The sequence below is a fragment of the Nostoc piscinale CENA21 genome (genome assembly GCF_001298445.1).
GTDB classification, from domain to species: Bacteria; Cyanobacteriota; Cyanobacteriia; order Cyanobacteriales; family Nostocaceae; genus Nostoc_B; species Nostoc_B piscinale_A.
In genome coordinates this window covers 5,878,400-5,896,760 of the sequence record NZ_CP012036.1, presented here as the reverse complement: position 1 = coordinate 5,896,760, position 18,361 = coordinate 5,878,400, and the positions used below count along the sequence as shown (strand labels likewise).

Annotated in this window: 9 protein-coding genes and 1 pseudogene; 5 read left to right on the top strand and 5 right to left on the bottom strand. The window is 42.1% G+C overall.

Annotated features, from left to right (window positions below):
- Positions 1-49: 49 nt before the first annotated feature.
- Entirely contained in the window at positions 50-898 is an 849-nt protein-coding gene (locus ACX27_RS25225) for a helix-turn-helix domain-containing protein (protein ID WP_062296456.1), read from the bottom strand.
- Between the two features lie 174 nt (positions 899-1,072).
- On the opposite strand from ACX27_RS25225, the gene ACX27_RS25220 reads away from it, so the two are divergent.
- From ACX27_RS25220 to ACX27_RS25205, 4 genes are all read left to right on the top strand, one after another.
- Entirely contained in the window at positions 1,073-1,957 is an 885-nt protein-coding gene (locus ACX27_RS25220) for an alpha/beta hydrolase (protein WP_062296455.1), read from the top strand.
- Positions 1,958-2,115: 158 nt separating this feature from the next.
- Positions 2,116-3,174 carry a helix-turn-helix domain-containing protein gene (locus ACX27_RS25215; protein WP_062298561.1) on the top strand — a complete coding sequence of 353 codons (1,059 nt, stop codon included), beginning with the start codon at positions 2,116-2,118 and terminating at the stop codon, positions 3,172-3,174.
- A gap of 164 nt (positions 3,175-3,338) precedes the next feature.
- The gene (gene bioF / locus ACX27_RS25210) at positions 3,339-4,511 is read left to right on the top strand and encodes an 8-amino-7-oxononanoate synthase (RefSeq protein WP_062296453.1); all 1,173 of its coding nucleotides are present in this window, start codon (positions 3,339-3,341) and stop codon (positions 4,509-4,511) included.
- A gap of 581 nt (positions 4,512-5,092) precedes the next feature.
- Positions 5,093-10,138: a PAS domain S-box protein gene (locus ACX27_RS25205; RefSeq protein WP_062296451.1), complete on the top strand. Its 5,046-nt coding sequence runs from the start codon at positions 5,093-5,095 to the stop codon at positions 10,136-10,138.
- Between the two features lie 98 nt (positions 10,139-10,236).
- Here ACX27_RS25205 and ACX27_RS25200 read toward each other — a convergent pair whose 3' ends face one another.
- The 3 genes from ACX27_RS25200 to ACX27_RS25190 all read right to left on the bottom strand — a co-directional run bounded on the left by ACX27_RS25200 (position 10,237) and on the right by ACX27_RS25190 (position 13,598).
- On the bottom strand, positions 10,237-11,454 hold the full coding sequence (locus ACX27_RS25200; RefSeq protein ID WP_062296449.1) for an ABC transporter permease: 1,218 nt from the start codon (positions 11,452-11,454) through the stop codon (positions 10,237-10,239).
- Between the two features lie 97 nt (positions 11,455-11,551).
- Positions 11,552-13,018 (bottom strand): efflux RND transporter periplasmic adaptor subunit, encoded by a 1,467-nt coding sequence (locus tag ACX27_RS25195; protein ID WP_062296447.1) that lies wholly within the window; start codon positions 13,016-13,018, stop codon positions 11,552-11,554.
- Between the two features lie 217 nt (positions 13,019-13,235).
- Entirely contained in the window at positions 13,236-13,598 is a 363-nt protein-coding gene (locus tag ACX27_RS25190; RefSeq protein WP_062296445.1) for a four-helix bundle copper-binding protein, read from the bottom strand.
- A gap of 1,195 nt (positions 13,599-14,793) precedes the next feature.
- On the opposite strand from ACX27_RS25190, the gene ACX27_RS25185 reads away from it, so the two are divergent.
- Entirely contained in the window at positions 14,794-17,385 is a 2,592-nt protein-coding gene (locus ACX27_RS25185; RefSeq protein ID WP_062296443.1) for a GAF domain-containing protein, read from the top strand.
- Between the two features lie 236 nt (positions 17,386-17,621).
- On the opposite strand, the pseudogene ACX27_RS25180 reads toward ACX27_RS25185, so the two are convergent.
- Positions 17,622-18,196 (bottom strand): annotated as a pseudogene (locus tag ACX27_RS25180) (DUF2808 domain-containing protein).
- Between the last annotated feature and the right edge of the window lie 165 nt (positions 18,197-18,361).

The following is an 18,361-nucleotide window of genomic DNA, read 5'->3' as shown; positions in this document are numbered from 1 at the left end:
TTCACCCTGATACGCCTATACCTTTACACCCTCTCCCAAACCTTTAAAACTATTGACCGTTGACCTTAGGCTGTTGATTGGTGACTTGGGGAGTGAATGTAACTTCCTTGATTTTCCCTGTAGTTCCCAAGGGTGTTGCTGGTTGATTGTTAACAGAAACTAAGACAACACCTGCATTTCCAGAACGCACAGTCAACTGTTTTTTAGCTGTCCAGGTTTTGCGTTGTCCTTTGTTTAAGTTACCCACAAATTCAGTTTTCCCGTCTACTTTCACTTGTAACCAAGATTTACCTTGAAGTTCTAAAGTAACAGCGACAGCTTGACTCAAACTATCTTTTGGGGGTGCAACCACAGTTAGGGGCGTTGGGGGATTTTCGGCTGGTGCTTGAGCAGCTGATGGTAAAGATTCAGTTTTAGGTAATGGTGCAGGTTGAGATAAGGCTGCTGTTGTTTTTTTAGATGTTCCTAAGTTAAGTTTTTTGACAAGAGATTCGGCAGAAAATTGGGGATTAAGTACATACATAAGCCCACCTGCCGCCACTATTAATAAAACGGTGTAAGGAATGAATAGTGGTAAAGAAAATTTACGTTTCGATGCTGCTTTGTGACCAGAAGTTTTTTCAACCATTGAAGGTTGAACTTCAGTAGAAAAAGTTTTGGCTAACGACGCACCATCTAAACCGATGACATCTGCATAACGACGGATAAATCCTTGAATATATACAGGTTCGGGTAATTCATCAAATTTTCCCGCATCTAAAGCCTTTAAGCAAGCAAGGCGAATATTGGTTTTAATTGCTACCTGCTCTAGTTGAATAGACTTCTCTTGTCTGACTTGTTTTAAAGTTTTACTTATTTCTTGCAACTGTTCTTTTTGAACGTCTTCTAAGAGGCTCACGACCTTCTCCTAAAATTAACTTACGTTTACCATTTCACGGAAGAATTACTAAATCTCTGACTCCTGAATACTGATTTCTTTTTCAAGAATCTCTAATTGTTTTTGACTCTATACTCTATACGAAAAGAACGAAAACTGCTATACAAGTAATTTTTAAAGCATAAAATTACCCGTATGAAAATACGTAAGCAGCAATTGTTATTTTTATTCAAGTTTAGGATGTTACTTGTTTTTGGAATAGTTGTCGCGATCGCCTACTGTAGCATCAGTTTATTTCTGTTTTTCCAGCAACCCAAGTTCATCTTTTTTCCCTCCACTGTCATTGAAAAGACACCAGACTCGTTCAATCTGCCTTATCAAGAAGTCTGGCTACCTGTAAAAACTAGCTTGGGAAAGGTGGAAAAAATCCATGCTTGGTGGATTCCAGCCAACCAGCCCGATGCCAAGGTGTTGTTATATCTGCACGGGAATGGCCTGAATATTGGCGCAAATATAGCGCATAGCCAGCGATTTCATCAACTAGGATTTTCGGTATTGTTGATTGATTATCGGGGATATGGTCGCAGCCAAGGCGATTTTCCTAATGAAATGAGAGTTTATCAAGATGCTGCTACAGCTTGGCAATATCTGACGCAGCAACAGCAAATTCCCCCCCAGCAAATTTTTATTTATGGTCATTCTTTGGGTGGTGCGATCGCTATTGATTTAGCTGTGAAACACCCCCAAGCCGCTGGGTTAATCGTAGAAAGTTCTTTTTCATCCATACGCGAGATGATATCTACTCGCAAATGGTTTTCTATATTTCCCATCGATTTAATTTTGACACAGCGTTTTGACTCAATCAAAAAAGTGCCGCAGTTGCAAATGCCAGTTTTATTTATTCATGGTACGGCTGATTCTACTGTACCTGCTTACATGAGCCAAAAACTTTATGATGCTGCCCCTGAACCAAAACAACTAATTTTGGTTCCTAATGCTGACCATAACAATACAGCTGTAACTGCTGGTGGTAAATATCTGCAATGGGTACAATCATTTGTTCAAAAGGCTGGTATGTAATATTACTTAGTTCTTAATCTTGCCTTTATGCCCCTAAACTAGTATACCGAAATAACCAAAAATAGGCAGATTCATACATAAATATCCTGATGTCATATTTGAAGTACCGGATGATTTATACAATTAGACTTGTTGCGGTATGGGGAGCAATTTGTATTATGACTATGGCACCTGCATATTTATTGAAAATTCTAGGAAATCCTACCATTGAAATTTCACAAGCAGAACTGCGATCGCTACTAGGTGAAATTGAGTCTCAACTTCATCGCAGTCAGGTTTATCGTCAAGCCGTGGCTCAATTACAAACATTACTTGGTTCTTCCGAAGAAGCCAAAAATTTATTTAAAGCTGTCGGTAGAGAAGCCATTAGTTTAGTCTTCCAGAACTTTGCACATCACGCAAAAGTTGCAGATAGCAATCAACAAGCGAACACAGAATTAGAAAAATCTAGTGATGTTGCTAATAGTCTTACCAGCAATCATCTCAATCACCCACAAACAAATACAGATATATTATCAACGTCTTTGGTAACGGAAGATAGAAGTAATCTTGTAACCCAAAATCCAGAAAGTTCAGCTAAAAAACATCCCACAGCAAAACTCATGAACTGGCTGCAACCCAATCAAAAAAAAGCGAATGCTGAACTAGCCGAGCAACAATTAGCCGCACAACGTTTAGCAATCATGAGTCAAATTGGTCAACAACTACGCCAAGCCCGTGAAGCTAGAGGTTTTTGTTTGAGAGATTTGAGTATCTTTACTCACTTACCCCTTCATCAAATGGAAGCAGTCGAAAACGGCGATTTAAAGTCATTACCAGAGGATATTTTAGTCAGAGGATTTATCCGGGTGATGGGTAATGCTTTGGGACTGAACGGCACAAATTTGGCTAACTCGTTACCAATGGTGAATACTGTTCCATCCGTTATACCTTCTTGGTCTCAGCCTAAACATAATAATTCCCCTAGTATGGGGTTAGAACTACGACCAATACATTTATATTTAGGCTACACAGCCCTGGTAGCTGGGACAGTAGGAGGGTTATCTGTCATGTCTCAGCCGGGAAAAATTGACACCACTGTTAATCCTGATGTTAGTCCGTCTTCGTCTATTTCCCACTCTAACCAAAATTCCGAAACTAATACTAAACCTGGTATCAAGTCGAGTGCTGCGGGAATTAGTGTCGGTTCAGATATTGCCCCACCGGAAGCATTGTAATGAAGAGTGCTGAGTGGGAGTAGACAAAGTAGAGGGGGTAGACAAGGTAGGAAGATTGCTTCCTTATTTCCTTTGTCCCCCTTGTCTTCCTTGTCCCCCTGCTCCCTGCTCCCCGCCCCCTGCCTACACAGTGATAGTATTATCTTTGTAATTGGAAGTCCTTTATGACACCAGACCCTTATGCTTGGATAGAAGAATCATTAGCAACCATCCATCGGGCGGACTGGTATCGTAAAGTACAAACTTTAAGCGATCGCCCTGGTGCGACGGTGGTTTTGGCGGGGCAAGAGGTGATTAATTTTGCCAGTAATGATTATTTGGGCTTGGCTGGGGATGAAAGATTAATCGCTGCTGCTACAGCCGCTACTAGAGAATTGGGGACTGGTAGTACAGGTTCTCGCTTACTCAGTGGGCATCGACAATTACACAGAGATTTAGAAAAAGCGATCGCATCCCTGAAACAAACCGAAGATGCGATTGTCTTTAGTTCAGGATATCTGGCAAACTTGGGAGCGATCGCAGCTGTCGTTGGGAAACGCGATTTAATTCTCTCTGACCAGTACAATCATTCCAGCCTGAAAAACGGTGCCATTCTTAGTGGGGCAACCATCAGAGAATATCCCCACTGTGATATTTTGGCGTTAAAAACTCAACTCAGCCAACAACGGCAAAACTACCGTCGCTGTTTAATCATTACCGATAGCGTCTTTAGTATGGATGGGGATTTATGCCCTTTGCCAACATTGTTAGCCATAGCTGAAGAATTTAACTGTATGCTACTAGTTGATGAAGCTCACGCAACTGGAGTAATGGGTCAAACTGGCGCTGGGTGTGTAGAATTTTTTGGCTGTACTGGCAAGCAATTGATTCAAATTGGCACTTTAAGCAAAGCTTTAGGTAGTTTAGGCGGTTATGTTGCTGGCGATGCTCACTTAATTGATTTTTTACGCAATCGCGCCCCGACTTGGATTTACACCACCGGACTTTCCCCAGCGGATACAGCCGCAGCCTTAGCCGCAATTTACATTGTCCAACAAGAGCCCCAACGGCGAACGCAATTGTGGGACAATGTCGATTACCTAAAAAATCTTATGCAGCAGCAATTACCCCAACTGAAGTTATTACCAACAGAATCACCCATACTTTGTTTTCAATTACCTAGTCCTACTGATGCACTCCAGGTTGGTAAGCAACTCAAAGATGCAGGTATTTTTGCCCCGGCAATTCGTCCACCCACTGTCCCAACCAGTCGCATTAGAATTTCTGTTATGGCTACCCATCAAACAAAGCATATAGAAGCGTTAATCGCAGCCTTGAAAAATCGGAATTTGGTTTGATGTTTAAATTTCGTAATCAGCAATAAGAGCAAGTATCTCAAAATAGAAATCATCTAGAATTAGGTAATCAAAAATCAGCGACAAATTGATTTTGCTCCAGCAAGATTTTACATCTCATAGCAAGCAAACTGTTGATAAATTATTTAATATTGCTAGAATTTAAGATAAAAAGGAGTCAGAAGACAAAATTCAGAATTCTCCACCCGTAAAGGGATGGAGTTTAAATGAAGAAGGTTTTATTTTGATTTCGCCCACGAGGGACGAGGTTTTTCACCAAGATTCATCACCCAGTTATCTATAATTCATACTGAATTCTGATTTCTGAATTCTTCTTCATAAATGTAGAAGAATGCGTTTGTTTAAACTTACCAAATTAATGTAAGTAAAATATCATAATATTACAATTTTATTTATTTCATTTAGATATACATACAACATTTTTGAAAAATTGACTACTAGCGAAAGACGTTTTTTTCTTCTAAATAAAGGATCTGTCTCTAGATAAATGTCCAAAAATTGCAAACTAGCTTAGGGTATGTATAGCCCTCCGCCACAAGTTTTGGTTGTTTGCAATTGTTTTCATGCCCTACATTCATTATTCGCATTTACTACGTTATGGCTTTGTGGTGGTAATTGTCGCCACAGCACTAGTAATTATGCTCTTGCTTGACCCTATATTAGATATGAAGGGAACGCCATTCCTACTATTTTTTAGTGCAGTAATGGTGAGTGCTTGGTATGGTGGTTTGAAATCAGGACTGTTAGCAACCTTCTTGTCAGCAATATTGAGCGATTACTTTTTTCTTTCCCAGCATTACACAGTCGGGTTAAGTTTATCTAATGGTATAAAAATACTGTTATTTGCTGTACAGGGATTACTAGTTAGTTTTCTGTCTGAAGAATTAAGGCACGCTAAACGTAAAGCAGAAATTAATCTCCAGAAACTAAAAATTAGTGAGGAAAGATTTCGCGTCGCCCTGAGTAATTCAGATATTGTGGTGTTTCAGCAAGACCGCGATTTCCGTTATCAATGGGTTCATAATCTACAGGGTATAGACACAGTTGCAGCCGTGTTGGGCAGAACAGACTATGAACTGTTCCCGACGGTAATAGCACAACAATTGATGAAAATTAAACGCCACGCGGTAGAACAAGGTGTGTCCACCCGTGAGGAAGTTTGTCTGAGTCTTGGGGAAGAAGTGATTTACTATGACTTGCTAGTGGAACCCCTTACAGGTGGTGAAGGTGGTGTAACTTGTGTAGGCGTAAATATTACAGAACGCAAGCAAACAGAACTAGAAAAAGCCAATTTACAAAGCACACTTCAGCAAGCCCTCCAAAAAAAAGAAGAATCTTTAGCTTTACTGAACACTTGGTTAACTACTTCTCCCATAGCACTGGCATTTCTTGATACCGAATTACGCTATGTGTATGTTAATGAAGCGTTAGCAGCTATCAATGGTATACCTGTGAGCCAACATATTGGTCGCACTTTACAAGAAATCTTACCAGAATGGGCGGGGCAATTAGAGCCTGTTTTTCAGCAAGTGATGCAAACGCGCCAACCATTACTGAATCAAGAAATTAGCGGTGAAACTTATCCGTCTGGGGTGTATCGGCAAAGTTTAGTCAGCTACTATCCCGTTAGCTTACCCGATGGAAAATTGCTGGGAGTGGGAGTCACTGGTTTTGATATCACACCACTCAAACAAGCTGAACAAGCATTACGAGACAGCGAAGCCAAGTTTCGCAGTGTGGTTGAGTCCAATATGATTGGGATTGGCTTTTGGGAAAGAGATGGCAAAATCACAGATGCTAATGATGCGTTGCTGAATATGTTAGGTTACAGCCACGAAGATTTAGTTAATGGAGAATTGGACTGGCGAAATTTGACACCTGCTGAGTATCTCCCACTTGATGAACAAGCACTAATACAACTTCAACACAGCTCCTTTTCGATTCCTTATGAAAAAGAATATATCCGCAAAGATGGTACTCGCCTACCAGTGTTAATCGGTAGCAGTCATTTTGAGGAAACTTCAGATAGAGGCGCTTTTTTTGTTATTGATATTAAAGAACGTAAGCAAGCGGAAGAGCAACTGCGTTATATTGCGGAAATTAGTAGTTTACTTTCTACCTCATTAGATTATGAGGAAACTTTACAGCAAATTGCCAAAATATCTGTACCACAATTAGCTGACTGGTGTAGTGTGGAGATTTTGACGGATGATGGTTCACTGCGGCGTTTACCTGTGGCTTATGCAGATCCTTCCCAGGCAGAGTTAGCGCAACAACTCCAAAAGTATGTGCCGAATTTGTCAGGTATACATCCGATCGCTAGAGTACTGCAAACAGGCAAACCAGAATTAATCTCTCAAGTTACTGAGCAGATGTTAGTTGCCTCAACGCAAAACGCTGAACATTTAGAAATTATCCGTCAGCTAGGGGCTAAGTCGGCAATGGTGGTGCCGTTAATCGCCCACAAACGAGTTTTGGGTTGTATTACCTTTGCGATCGCCCAATCAAATCGTTGCTACGATGAAACTGATTTAAACTTAGCCACAGATGTAGCTTATCGCGCTGCCTTAGCAGTGGAAAATGCCCAACTTTATCGCGATAATCATCAAGCGTTAATCAATTATGCCGAATCTCTAGCACTGTTAGATGCACTGTTAGCAGGCGCACCTGTGGCTGTTTGCTTTTTAGATCAAGAACTACGCTATATCAGAATTAATCAGGTTTTAGCTGACATTAACGGTTTCCCTGTGGAAGCCCATCTGGGGCGGAAATTTAACGAGATGTTCCCCAGGATGGCAGCAAGGTTTGAAGCGCAATTACAACAGGTGTTAGAAACTGGCGAACCTCTGCTGAATGTCGAAATTAGCGGGCAAGTACCAGGAAAGCCAGGAATGTATGGCTATTGGCTGGGTAACTATTATCCAGTCCGCAATGCTTTAGATGAAACTGTGGGGATTGGAATTATTTTCTCGGATGTCACAGCCACCAAAGTTGCCGAAATTGCTTTGCGTGAAAGTGAATCGAGATTCCGCGCTATGTTCAACCAAGCCGCAGTGGGTATTGCTTTAGTAGCGTTAAATGGCAGATTTTTGCAAGTGAATCCAGCATTGTGTGACATCACAGGTTACAGCCAAGCCGAATTAATGCAGATGAACTTTCAAGATATCACCCACCCTGATGACTTAGCGGATGATTTAGCCCAGGCTGGGAGAGTTTTAGCTAAGGAAATTCATGGTTATTCCTTAGAAAAACGCTACATTCGCAAAGATGGTTCCCCGATTTGGGTGAATTTGACTTCTTCGGCTGTTTGGGACATTCATGGACAAGCCAAGTATGCAGTCGGCATTATCGAAGATATTAGCGAACGTAAGCAAGCAGAACTAGCACAAAACTTTTTAGTCGAAGCCAGTAGCCTACTAGCAGCCTCCCTAGATTATAAAGTCACTCTCCATAATGTGGCTAATTTGGTAGTACCTACCTTAGCTGATTGGTGCGTTGTTGATGTGCTTGGGGAAGATTACACGATTCAACAAATAGCGATGATTGCTGCTATTCCGGCTAAACATGAAATACTCACAGAACTGCGCCGACGTTATCCGCCCAAATACGAAAACAACAGTCCGTTTCGCGAAACTTTGCTGCGGGGTGAATCAGTCTTTTATCCCGAATTGCCACCTCAAATTCTGGCAGAGATGGCTGAAGACGAGGAGCATTTACAATTACTCCAAAGCCTGGGTATGGGTTCCTTGATAATCATTCCCCTCCATTTGCGTGGGGAAGTATTTGGCGTAATTTCTTTAGTGAGAGGCACATCTAGTTGTGCTTACAATTCAGCAGACTTGGCATTAGCAGAAGATTTAGCCCATCGTGCGGCGGCGGCTATTGATAATGCTAGACTTTACCAAAAAACCCAGCAGGCAAAACAAGCCGCTGAATTAGCAGTCAGTCGTACTGTGCGTTTACAAAGAATCACCGCCGCCCTTTCCGAAGCTATCACCCCGCAACAAGTGGCTGATGTGGTGGTGAATCAGGGAATTGCGGCTTTAGGTGCGAGTGCGGGTTCTGTGAGTTTGTTAGTGGAACATGGCAGTTATTTGAAAGTTGTGCAAGCCACTGGCTATCCAGAATCAGTGCTGGAAGGGTGGAAAAGTTTTCCGGTAACGGCGGCTGCACCTTTAGCGGAAACTGTGCGAACAGGCAAAGCAATTTTCCTTGAAAGTCCAGCCGCCTTAGCAGCTAATTATCCCCACTTAGCCGAATTGCCATCGGTGACAGGAAATTCAGCCTTTGCTTGTGTTCCCTTGAGTGTAGAAAAACAGGTGATTGGGGCATTAGGGTGGAGTTTTGCAACTACCCAAACCTTTTCGGAAGCAGACCAAGGATTTATGTTGACATTGGGGCAGCAATGTGGTCAAGCGATCGCCCGCGCTCAACTCTACGAAGCCGAACGCCTTGCCCGTTCCGAAGCCGAAACCGCCAACCGCATCAAAGATGAATTTCTGGCGGTGCTTTCCCATGAACTGCGAACTCCTCTCAACCCGATTTTGGGCTGGGCAAAATTACTCCGCACCCGCAGAAATGACGAAGCAACAATAGTTCGGGCTTTGGAAACCATTGAACGCAACGCCAAGTTACAAGCCCAACTGATTGAAGATTTATTAGATGTATCGCGGATTTTGCGGGGTAAATTAAGTCTGCATATCCGCACCGTAGATTTAAACAGCACAATTACCGCCGCCTTAGAAACAGTGCGTTTAGCCGCCGAAGCCAAGTCAATTCAACTGCAAACCTCACTGCCTCAGCATAACGTTGAGGTGATGGGTGATGGCGATCGCTTGCAACAAATTGTCTGGAATTTGGTATCCAATGCCGTAAAATTCACACCGTCAGCCGGACGAGTAGAATTGCGTTTAGAACAAGTCGGGATGGAGGCGCAAATTCAAGTCATTGATAACGGTAAGGGCATTACCCCCGAATTTTTACCCTACGTCTTTGAATACTTCCGCCAAGCCGATGGCAAAACTACCAGAGTATTTGGTGGGTTGGGATTAGGACTGGCAATTGTCCGCCATTTAGTAGAACTCCACGGTGGTATAGTCTGGGCAGAAAGTCCAGGTGAAGGACAAGGGGCAACTTTTACCGTGCGGCTACCTCTGCATAAAAGTGCCGATTCCCTTGTGTTGAATCCTGAAACTGCACAGATGGATTTGGCAACCCAAGATTCATTATTGGCGGGAGTGCGAATTTTATTTGTTGATGATCAAGCCGATGTCTTGGAGTTTTTCACCTTTGCCTTAGAACAATATGGGGCAGAAGTCACAGCAGTCGCCTCCGCCGCAGAAGCATTGGAAACCCTAGTTCAGTTACAGCCAGATATTTTACTCAGCGATATTGGAATGCCCATCATGGATGGGTATATGTTGCTACGGCAGATTAGGCAATTACCCTCAGAACAAGGCGGGCAAATCCCAGCAATTGCTCTCACCGCCTATGCGGGCGAAATTGACTACAAACAAGCAATGGCCGCAGGCTTTCAACGACATATCCCCAAACCCGTTGATCCTGTTGACTTAGCAATTGCGATCGCTAAACTGATTCGGCGAAAGTGAGGAGGGCAGGGGGCAGGGAGCGGGGAGACAAGGAGGACAAGGGAGCAATCTTTCTACCCCTTCTACCTTGTCTACCCCCTCTCAGCACTCAGCACTTCCTAAGCACTCCGCAATGCAACAATCGGGTCGAGTTTAGCTGCACGGCGGGCGGGAACGACACCAAAGAATAAACCGATCGCACCAGAGACACCAACAGCGGTAGTAATAGCTACAGGAGAAATACCCGCGTCTAGGGGTGTCAGACTAGCAACGATCATAATTCCGCTGACACCAACGGCAGTTCCTAATAAACCACCAATTGCTGAAACAATCACAGCTTCAATCATAAACTGGAGCAATATATCTTGCTCGGTTGCACCAATCGCTTTTCTGAGTCCGATTTCTTGGGTACGCTCGGTAACGGAAACCAACATGATATTCATGATACCGATACCGCCGACAAATAGAGAGATACCCGCGATCGCCGCCAGCATAATTGTTAATGCACCTGTGATTTGTCCGACAGTTTGCAAAGCATCTTTTTGGGTGCGGATAGTAAAGTCATCTTCACCGATGATTTTGTGGCGTTGGCGCAGCAAATTGGTAATTTGAAAAACGGCTGCATCTACACTATTGGCGTTCTTCGCTGAGGCGACAATATAAGTTAACTCTAATCCATAAGGAGAAGTGCGTCCGACAATGCGATTTGCCATTGTAATCACTGGGATTAAAGCTGCATCATCATAATCCACACCCAAATTTGAACCTTTGGAAACTAATACCCCAATCACGCGAAAACTAGTATTGTTGATGCGTAACTGCTGTCCCACAGGGTTACTATTGGCGAAAAGTCTTTGGGCTAATTTTGACCCCAGTACCACGACTTGGTTACTGCGTTTCATATCAACTTCCGAAAAGAACCGCCCTTTGTCGGTAGTAAAGTCACGCACAGTTAAAAAGCTGGGAGTTGTACCAATAATATTGACATCGGTGTTTTTATTACTTACTGTCACCACCTGCCGACTATTTAACTCTGCCGTTACATCTGCTATGGTTGGCACTTGAGTAGCGATCGCTGTAGCATCTTCTAAAACTAAAGTTTTCGGGGTATCACGGGAAATCCGCTCGGTTTCTTGATTACCGGGAATAACAAATAACACATTCGGCCCCAGAGATTCTAATTCTTTGGCAATGTATCTCTGTCCACCTTCTCCAATGCCAATCATGGCAATTACCGAAGCGTTACCGATTACTATACCCAACATGGTAAGGGCGCTACGTAACTTATTCGCCAGCAGGGTTTTACCTGCCATTTGTACGCTTTCTAAGAAGTTCATAAGTAGTGGAACTTAGTTATAGTAAAGTGCTGAGTGGGGGTAGACAAGGTATAAAGATTACTCCCGTGTCCCCCTTGTCCCCCTTGTCCCCTCCATCTTAATTTTGCTGCTCTTGCGCCTTCTTGATTTTATAGTCCTTGGGTAAGTCCACAAACACGCGATCGCCTGCTTTTACTCCTGACAAAACTTGAGTTTGGTCTTGAATTTGTGCGCCTGTAGTGATTTCCCGGAACTGGGGTTCATTTTGGGCATCGGGAACCAAGACACCAGTTTTACCTTTTTCGGTGACAATGGCTACTGTTGGTAATACTAAGGCGTTGCTGACGCGATCGCCTAAAAAAGTCAAATCGACATTTAATCCAGAACGCAGTTTATCTGTGCCTGTATCCAAAGCTACCCGCACCTGAAATGATGTCACACCTTGTTCCACAACTGCTTCTGGTGCAATCAAGCGTACATGACCTTTAAACACTTGATCAGGATAAGCATCAGCCACAATTTCGACTTCTTGCCCTACTTTCACTCGCCCAATATCAGCTTCGGGGATTTGTGCTAATACTTCCAACCCTTTAGCCACCGCCACAATCGAACTAGAAGTTGCTGACGCACTGCTAGAAGCAGAGGTAGTTGGTGTCACAAATGCACCGATATTCGCATATTTTTGCGTCACAATTCCCGCAAAGGGGGCGCGAATTACCGTTTCTTCCATTTTGACGTTAGCAGCCGCTAACTGTGCTTGTGCAGCTTTAACTGCGGCTTGGCGTTGGGCAATTTCTTCTTTACGTGTACCATTTTCTAATAAAACTAAAGCGGCTCTGGCTTCGGTAACAGCAGCTTCTTTCATGTCAATTTCTTCGCTGCGAGAGCCACTTTCCATCAGTGACAACCGCCGACGTGCTTCTTCTAAATTAGCCTTTGCAGATTTATCTTCACTGATGGCTTGATCTAGTGACTGCTTTTTTTCTGCGCCTTGTTGGTAAAGATATTGGTAACGTTTAACTTGTTCAGTGGTGTAATTTACCCTGGCTTGGGCTGCATCTACTTGGGCTTGCACTTGAGAAATTTCTTGGGGACGATTCCCGGCACGCGCTTGGGCTAATTGGGCTTCGGCTTGTCGCAACCGCGCTCTGGCTTGAGTGATTTCTTGGGGACGATTCCCGGCTAAAGCTTCATCTAACTGCGCTTGGGCTTGGGCTAAGTTAGCCCGATATTGCAGAATTTGGGCTTGTAAATCGCCTATATCCATCCGGGCGATAACTTGATTTTGCTGTACGCGATCGCCTTGTTCCACATATAATTCTGCCAGCACCCCAGGATTTTTCGGACTGATATTCACACTCTGCACAGGTACAACCTTACCACTGGCTGTAATTTTTAAAGTTACATTTTTTGCTTCTACAGGTACAGTTAGTTGTGTAATATCTTGTTCACTGGCTCCCCGATTCACCACATTAAACGTAGTCGCAACACCCACCACAACAGCACCCGTGGCTATCAACCCAACGAGCCAGCGATATGGGTGATAAACTTTACCAATCACGGGAACTTCTATGTAAGTGTTCATAATCACGGTCTAATCTATACTTTGAGGCTAGGGAATCGCTATTGAGAAAGTTGCCAGAGATTAATTAACGTTCCTTAATACTAGTCTCTAGTAATTTTAACCGCCTTCACCTAAATGGGTGAGATGGGAGATTGCTCCAAACAACTTCAAACGCCCAGACTGATACAGTCTGCGTTTGAATAATAGGTTGCAGAGAAACTTCTGCGAAGTAGTGAAATTAAGCAGGCATCATTTGCATAGAACGGCAAGCTTCGGCGCACTTACGGCAGGCTGCGGCACATTCCATCATTTTGGCATCATCACTCATTTGTTCACAAGTCATTGCACAGCGATCGCACATTTCAGCACACAACATACAAGTGCGTCCCATAAATTCGGAACCACCCATCATCATGTTCATACACATCATGCACATTTCAGCGCAATCACGCATCATCCCCATCATGGCCATATCCATGTACCTACCGCCTTTTGTCATGCAGTAAGTCATAGTTTCCATGCACATTTTCTGACACTCCATGCAAGCGTTCATACAGGTTTGCATTTCCGAAGTCATGGATTCAGTCATCATCATCATCATAAGAAAAATCTCCTGATTTTTTGATGCTTTTATAGCGTCCTTTATTGGACTTACCTATAACGTTAATCTGATATTTTTCAGGGGTCAATAGATTTTTTTTGTCATTTTTTTTAAGCCATTAATTCCGATAAATTTACCGGGTTTCTTCAACAATAACCCCTAAAAAAAGTGATGTTTATTAGCCAATAATTAATATCCTGAGCTTTTAAACTCCGGTATTAAACTAGAGATTCTTCCGCAGAGTCAAATTCTAGCTGTAAAGTAAGTCTAGAGGCATATTACAGACCTCAATAATGTTATATTTCTTTAACAAGCAATTAAAAAGTACTTTAAACTTAATAGGAAAATTTCATTTATCCAAAGATAGATTTCTAGCAACTGACAGATATCTAGATTTCTTCAAAAATCAAAGCTATTTTCTATGCTTGATAAATCAAAAATCTCTAATAATCGGATGTAATTTCCCAATTATAGCAACCCTATATAGCAGTACTCTTTAATATGTGGACAACATAGACAAGGAAGACAAGGAAGAGCCATTGCTCGATTAGGGTTCCCCGACTCCCTCAGTAGCGTGACAGGGTAGACAAGGAAGAAAGATGTTTGTAAATCATCTAGAATTGCTATATAAATTCACAGTATTGATAGTTTCCGCCAGCAAACTTATAAGACTTGAGTTTACCTTGTCTACCTTATCTCCCCTGTCTACCTTGTCCAACTAAGTATCATTGCCACTAGGCAATTTGTACAAAATTGAGTCAGACTCAAGAAAATTCTAAAAATTGATAAAATTACATTAATACAGGGAACTACCATCTTTCCAAAAACTGGGGCTGTTAGTTTAGCCAAAACTTTGGGAATTATCAAAATACTAGTCTCATAGATATTGTTTGCCAGATCATTCACAGCTGACGGAATTTAGTCTCATCCACAAAGATTCCGAATTACAGCTGAGTATTCGCTTTCGTATCTTCAGCAAAGAACATGGCCAGAAAAAGAACTATATTTATTTACGCCCAATTTCCATCAAACCGAGGATTGGCAAAGACAGGGGTAATGCAGGATGACGCTAGCTCCACAAGCGATTAAACTGTGGGTAATGTCACTCCTTGTATGGCTTTGAGCTATACATAAATAAAACTAATGACATTGTTAATTATTCCTAAAGTCTAATTCTTGCTATAAAAAACTACTTATGACAGTGCATCAACGTGGTGTTGGGGAGACCGCTGATTTAATTATTGGTGTTCACAACCAAGAAAATCAACAATTACAACCCAATTCAGCTCCTGTGGGTGCTCTTGCCAGAAGAAAAGGAACTATTTCTACTTTTCTTGCTCCTTTAACTCAGGACACTTTTAAACAAGTGGTGACTGAGGTTGAACATAAGCTACAGATTGTACATCAAACCCTGTCAATGTTGGATTCTCACGGGTTTGAGACAATTCTGCAAGAAATGTTGCAGTCAATTACCTTAAAAACTGGGGAATTATTAGGAGCAGACCGGACGACTATATTTTTGTTAGATGAAGAAAAACAAGAATTATGGTCAATCGTAGCTGCGGGAGAAGGCGATCGCTCCTTAGAAATTCGCATTCCAGCCGATAAAGGAATAGCAGGGGAAGTTGCCACTTTAAGACAAGTAGTGAATATTCCCTATGATTTTTATAACGACCCCCGGTCAATCTTTGCCCAAGCACAAGAAAAAGTTACTGGCTACCGTACCTATACAATGCTGGCCTTGCCATTATTAAATGAGCAAGGGCAGTTGGTCGCAGTAGTACAATTACTGAATAAATTAAAGTCTATTCACGATATCAACGCCCCATTAGCAGAGCGGATTGATACAAAAGGTTTTACCCATAGCGACGAACAGTTATTTCAAGAATTTGCGCCTTCAATTCGCCTGATTTTAGAATCTTCGCGCTCTTTTTACATGGCGACGCAAAAACAAAGAGCGGCGGCAGCGTTGATGAAAGCCATCAAATCTTTGAGTCAAAGCAGTCTGGATTTAGAAGATACCCTGAAGCGGGTAATGGATGAAGCCAAGGAATTGATGAACGCCGATCGCAGTACCTTGTGGTTAATCGACCGCGATCGCCATGAATTATGGACGAAAATTACTCAAGATGATGGGACAAAAAGAGAATTACGTGTACCCATCGGTAAAGGTTTTGCGGGGATAGTGGCTGCATCTGGCAAAACCCTAAATATTCCTTTTGATTTGTACGATAATCCCGACTCAGAAACCGCCAAAAAACTTGACCAACAAAATGGCTACCGTACCTGTAGCTTATTGTGTATGCCAGTGTTCAACGCCGATCAACAATTAATTGGTGTTACACAGTTGGTAAATAAAAAGAAATCAGGTGATTTTCCGCCTTATAATCCTGCCACTTGGCCAAAAGCGCCAGAATGCTTCCAAGCCAGCTTTGACCGCAATGACGAAGATTTTATGGAAGCTTTTAATATTCAAGCGGGGGTGGCGCTGCAAAATGCTCAATTGTTTGCCACAGTCAAGCAACAAGAACAAATGCAGCGAGATATTTTGCGGAGTCTTTCTAATGGTGTCATTTCTACCGATAAATCAGGTTGTATTATTGCTGCCAATGAAAGTGCGAAACGCTTGCTAGGTATAGAAGCTGAAGAACGTTTAGAAGGGAAATTAATTGATGAAGCGATCGCCATTAAAGAAGGCGACTTTAGCAAATGGTTTCAAGACGCTTTACACGGAGACGATATCAAACGCCGTCAGCAATATTATCCAGACCGCACACTCATCAGCACTGGTACAGAACAAGAACAACACAGTATTAATTTATCGATTAATTCCATTGCTGATGTCAGTGACCAACAGCAAGTCCGGGGTGCGTTGGTCGTTATGGAAGACATTAGCGATGAGAAACGTCTCAAGAGTACTATGTACCGCTACATGACTCAGGAATTAGCAGAAGAATTACTCAAGTTAGATGATGCCAAATTAGGAGGCGATCGCAAAGAAGTTTCCATTTTGTTCTCTGATATTCGCGGCTACACCACTTTGACAGAAAACCTGGAAGCGGAAGAAGTGGTGAGTATGCTAAATGAATATTTTGAATCAATGGTAGAAGCGGTATTTAAACATAAAGGTACGCTTGATAAATACATTGGTGATGCCATTATGGCTGTGTTTGGTTCACCTCTACCTTTAGAAGAACATGCTTGGATGGCGGTACAAACATCAATAGAAATGCGTCATCGGCTGCACGAATTTAACCAACGTCGTTACGCTGCGAATAAACCCAGAATTAATATTGGTATTGGCATTAATTCCGATACCGTGATTAGTGGCAATATCGGTTCAAGTAAGCGGATGGAATTTACCGCCATTGGTGATGGTGTTAACCTTGGTTCTCGCTTAGAAAGTGTCAGCAAACAATATGGTTGCGATATTATTTTGAGTGACAATACATTTAAACCCTGCCAAGAATATATTTGGGCGCGAGAATTAGATTACATTCGCGTCAAAGGTAGAAACGAACCAGTATCTATCTATGAATTAGTGGGTTTACGTTCTGACCCAATTCCCAGTGAAAAATTGCAAGTTATTGAACACTATCACAAAGGACGTGAGTATTATCTCAAGCGTCAGTTCACTTATGCTAGGGCTGAATTTGCCAAGGTTTTAGCATTTGACAACCAAGATAAAGCCGCAATGTTACATCTTTTGCGTTGTCAGCATTGGCTACAATCACCCCCAACTGATTTTGATTGGGATGACGGCGTTTGGACATTTAATGAAAAGTAAAATTATCTGTGTAATATGATCAGATACACACTATATAGCAGTCCTACATATCAAATAGGATTGCTATTAAATACTGTAGAGACGTTGTATACAACGTCTCTACAATCAGGCATTAATTACATATTCATAAAGAAATGGTATTAAAATCGCTGGTAAATTAAACTGAAATTATCAAGTTTATTTTGTCATTTTTTAATGGGAAGTTACTGAAAAATAAATTGATTTATGATGATTTTCTAGCGCCAGAAACCAGGCCACCAAACAGAGTCACCGCTACTGTAAAACTGTAATCTACCATAACCTAAAAATTGACCGTGGGATTTTTCGCCTGTAGGAAAAGCTGTGACTCCAAACAGATAAACACCACTACTGCGGGGATTTTGCCAAGGTTTTAAGCCAATGGTAATTGTTTTACCTGGAGACACTGGCGGATCAAATGTCAGGGTGACTGTTCTGGTTTTGCGATCGCTTGTTACATTCTGCAATCCTATCTTTTGTCCTTTACCAGAAGCTTACCTTCAAAAGCCACACTATCGTTTAAATCAAAAGTAATATTGTCTACACCTTCGCGCTGATTAATCGTTAGGCTTTGTAATGGTTCGCCGGCATTTTCTGGCAAACTGATTGTAAAGTAATATGTCGCACCCCAGGCGTAAATCTCCTTATAAGTAGTGATGGCACTAACTAACCGGGGTGGTTGTGCAAAATACACTGTGCCATCTTGTAATTGAATGGCGTAACTTGGCAGGAGATAGCCCTTGATTAAGGTTATGCTGGCGATCGCTGCACCCAATAATACTCTAGGACGCATAAATTTTTGGGATGGTTACTTAATTAATATTGTAAGTTGAGTGCGTCTTGCCTGTATTATTTCCATCATCTTCAGTATTAAACAAGCACAACAATAGATGTTTTTATTACATCTTTGTTACTTGTTTGTTTTCCTAGTTAATACTATTTTGCAAAATTTAATTGA

Coding starts and splice junctions, on each gene's coding strand:
- ACX27_RS25195 (WP_062296447.1), bottom strand. CDS start 13,018: ATGAACACTTACATAGAAGTTCCCGTGATTGGTAAAGTTTATCACCCA.
- ACX27_RS25215 (WP_062298561.1), top strand. CDS start 2,116: ATGACTATGGCACCTGCATATTTATTGAAAATTCTAGGAAATCCTACC.
- ACX27_RS25190 (WP_062296445.1), bottom strand. CDS start 13,598: ATGATGATGATGATGACTGAATCCATGACTTCGGAAATGCAAACCTGT.
- ACX27_RS25205 (WP_062296451.1), top strand. CDS start 5,093: ATGCCCTACATTCATTATTCGCATTTACTACGTTATGGCTTTGTGGTG.
- ACX27_RS25220 (WP_062296455.1), top strand. CDS start 1,073: ATGAAAATACGTAAGCAGCAATTGTTATTTTTATTCAAGTTTAGGATG.
- ACX27_RS25185 (WP_062296443.1), top strand. CDS start 14,794: ATGACAGTGCATCAACGTGGTGTTGGGGAGACCGCTGATTTAATTATT.
- ACX27_RS25200 (WP_062296449.1), bottom strand. CDS start 11,454: ATGAACTTCTTAGAAAGCGTACAAATGGCAGGTAAAACCCTGCTGGCG.
- bioF (WP_062296453.1), top strand. CDS start 3,339: ATGACACCAGACCCTTATGCTTGGATAGAAGAATCATTAGCAACCATC.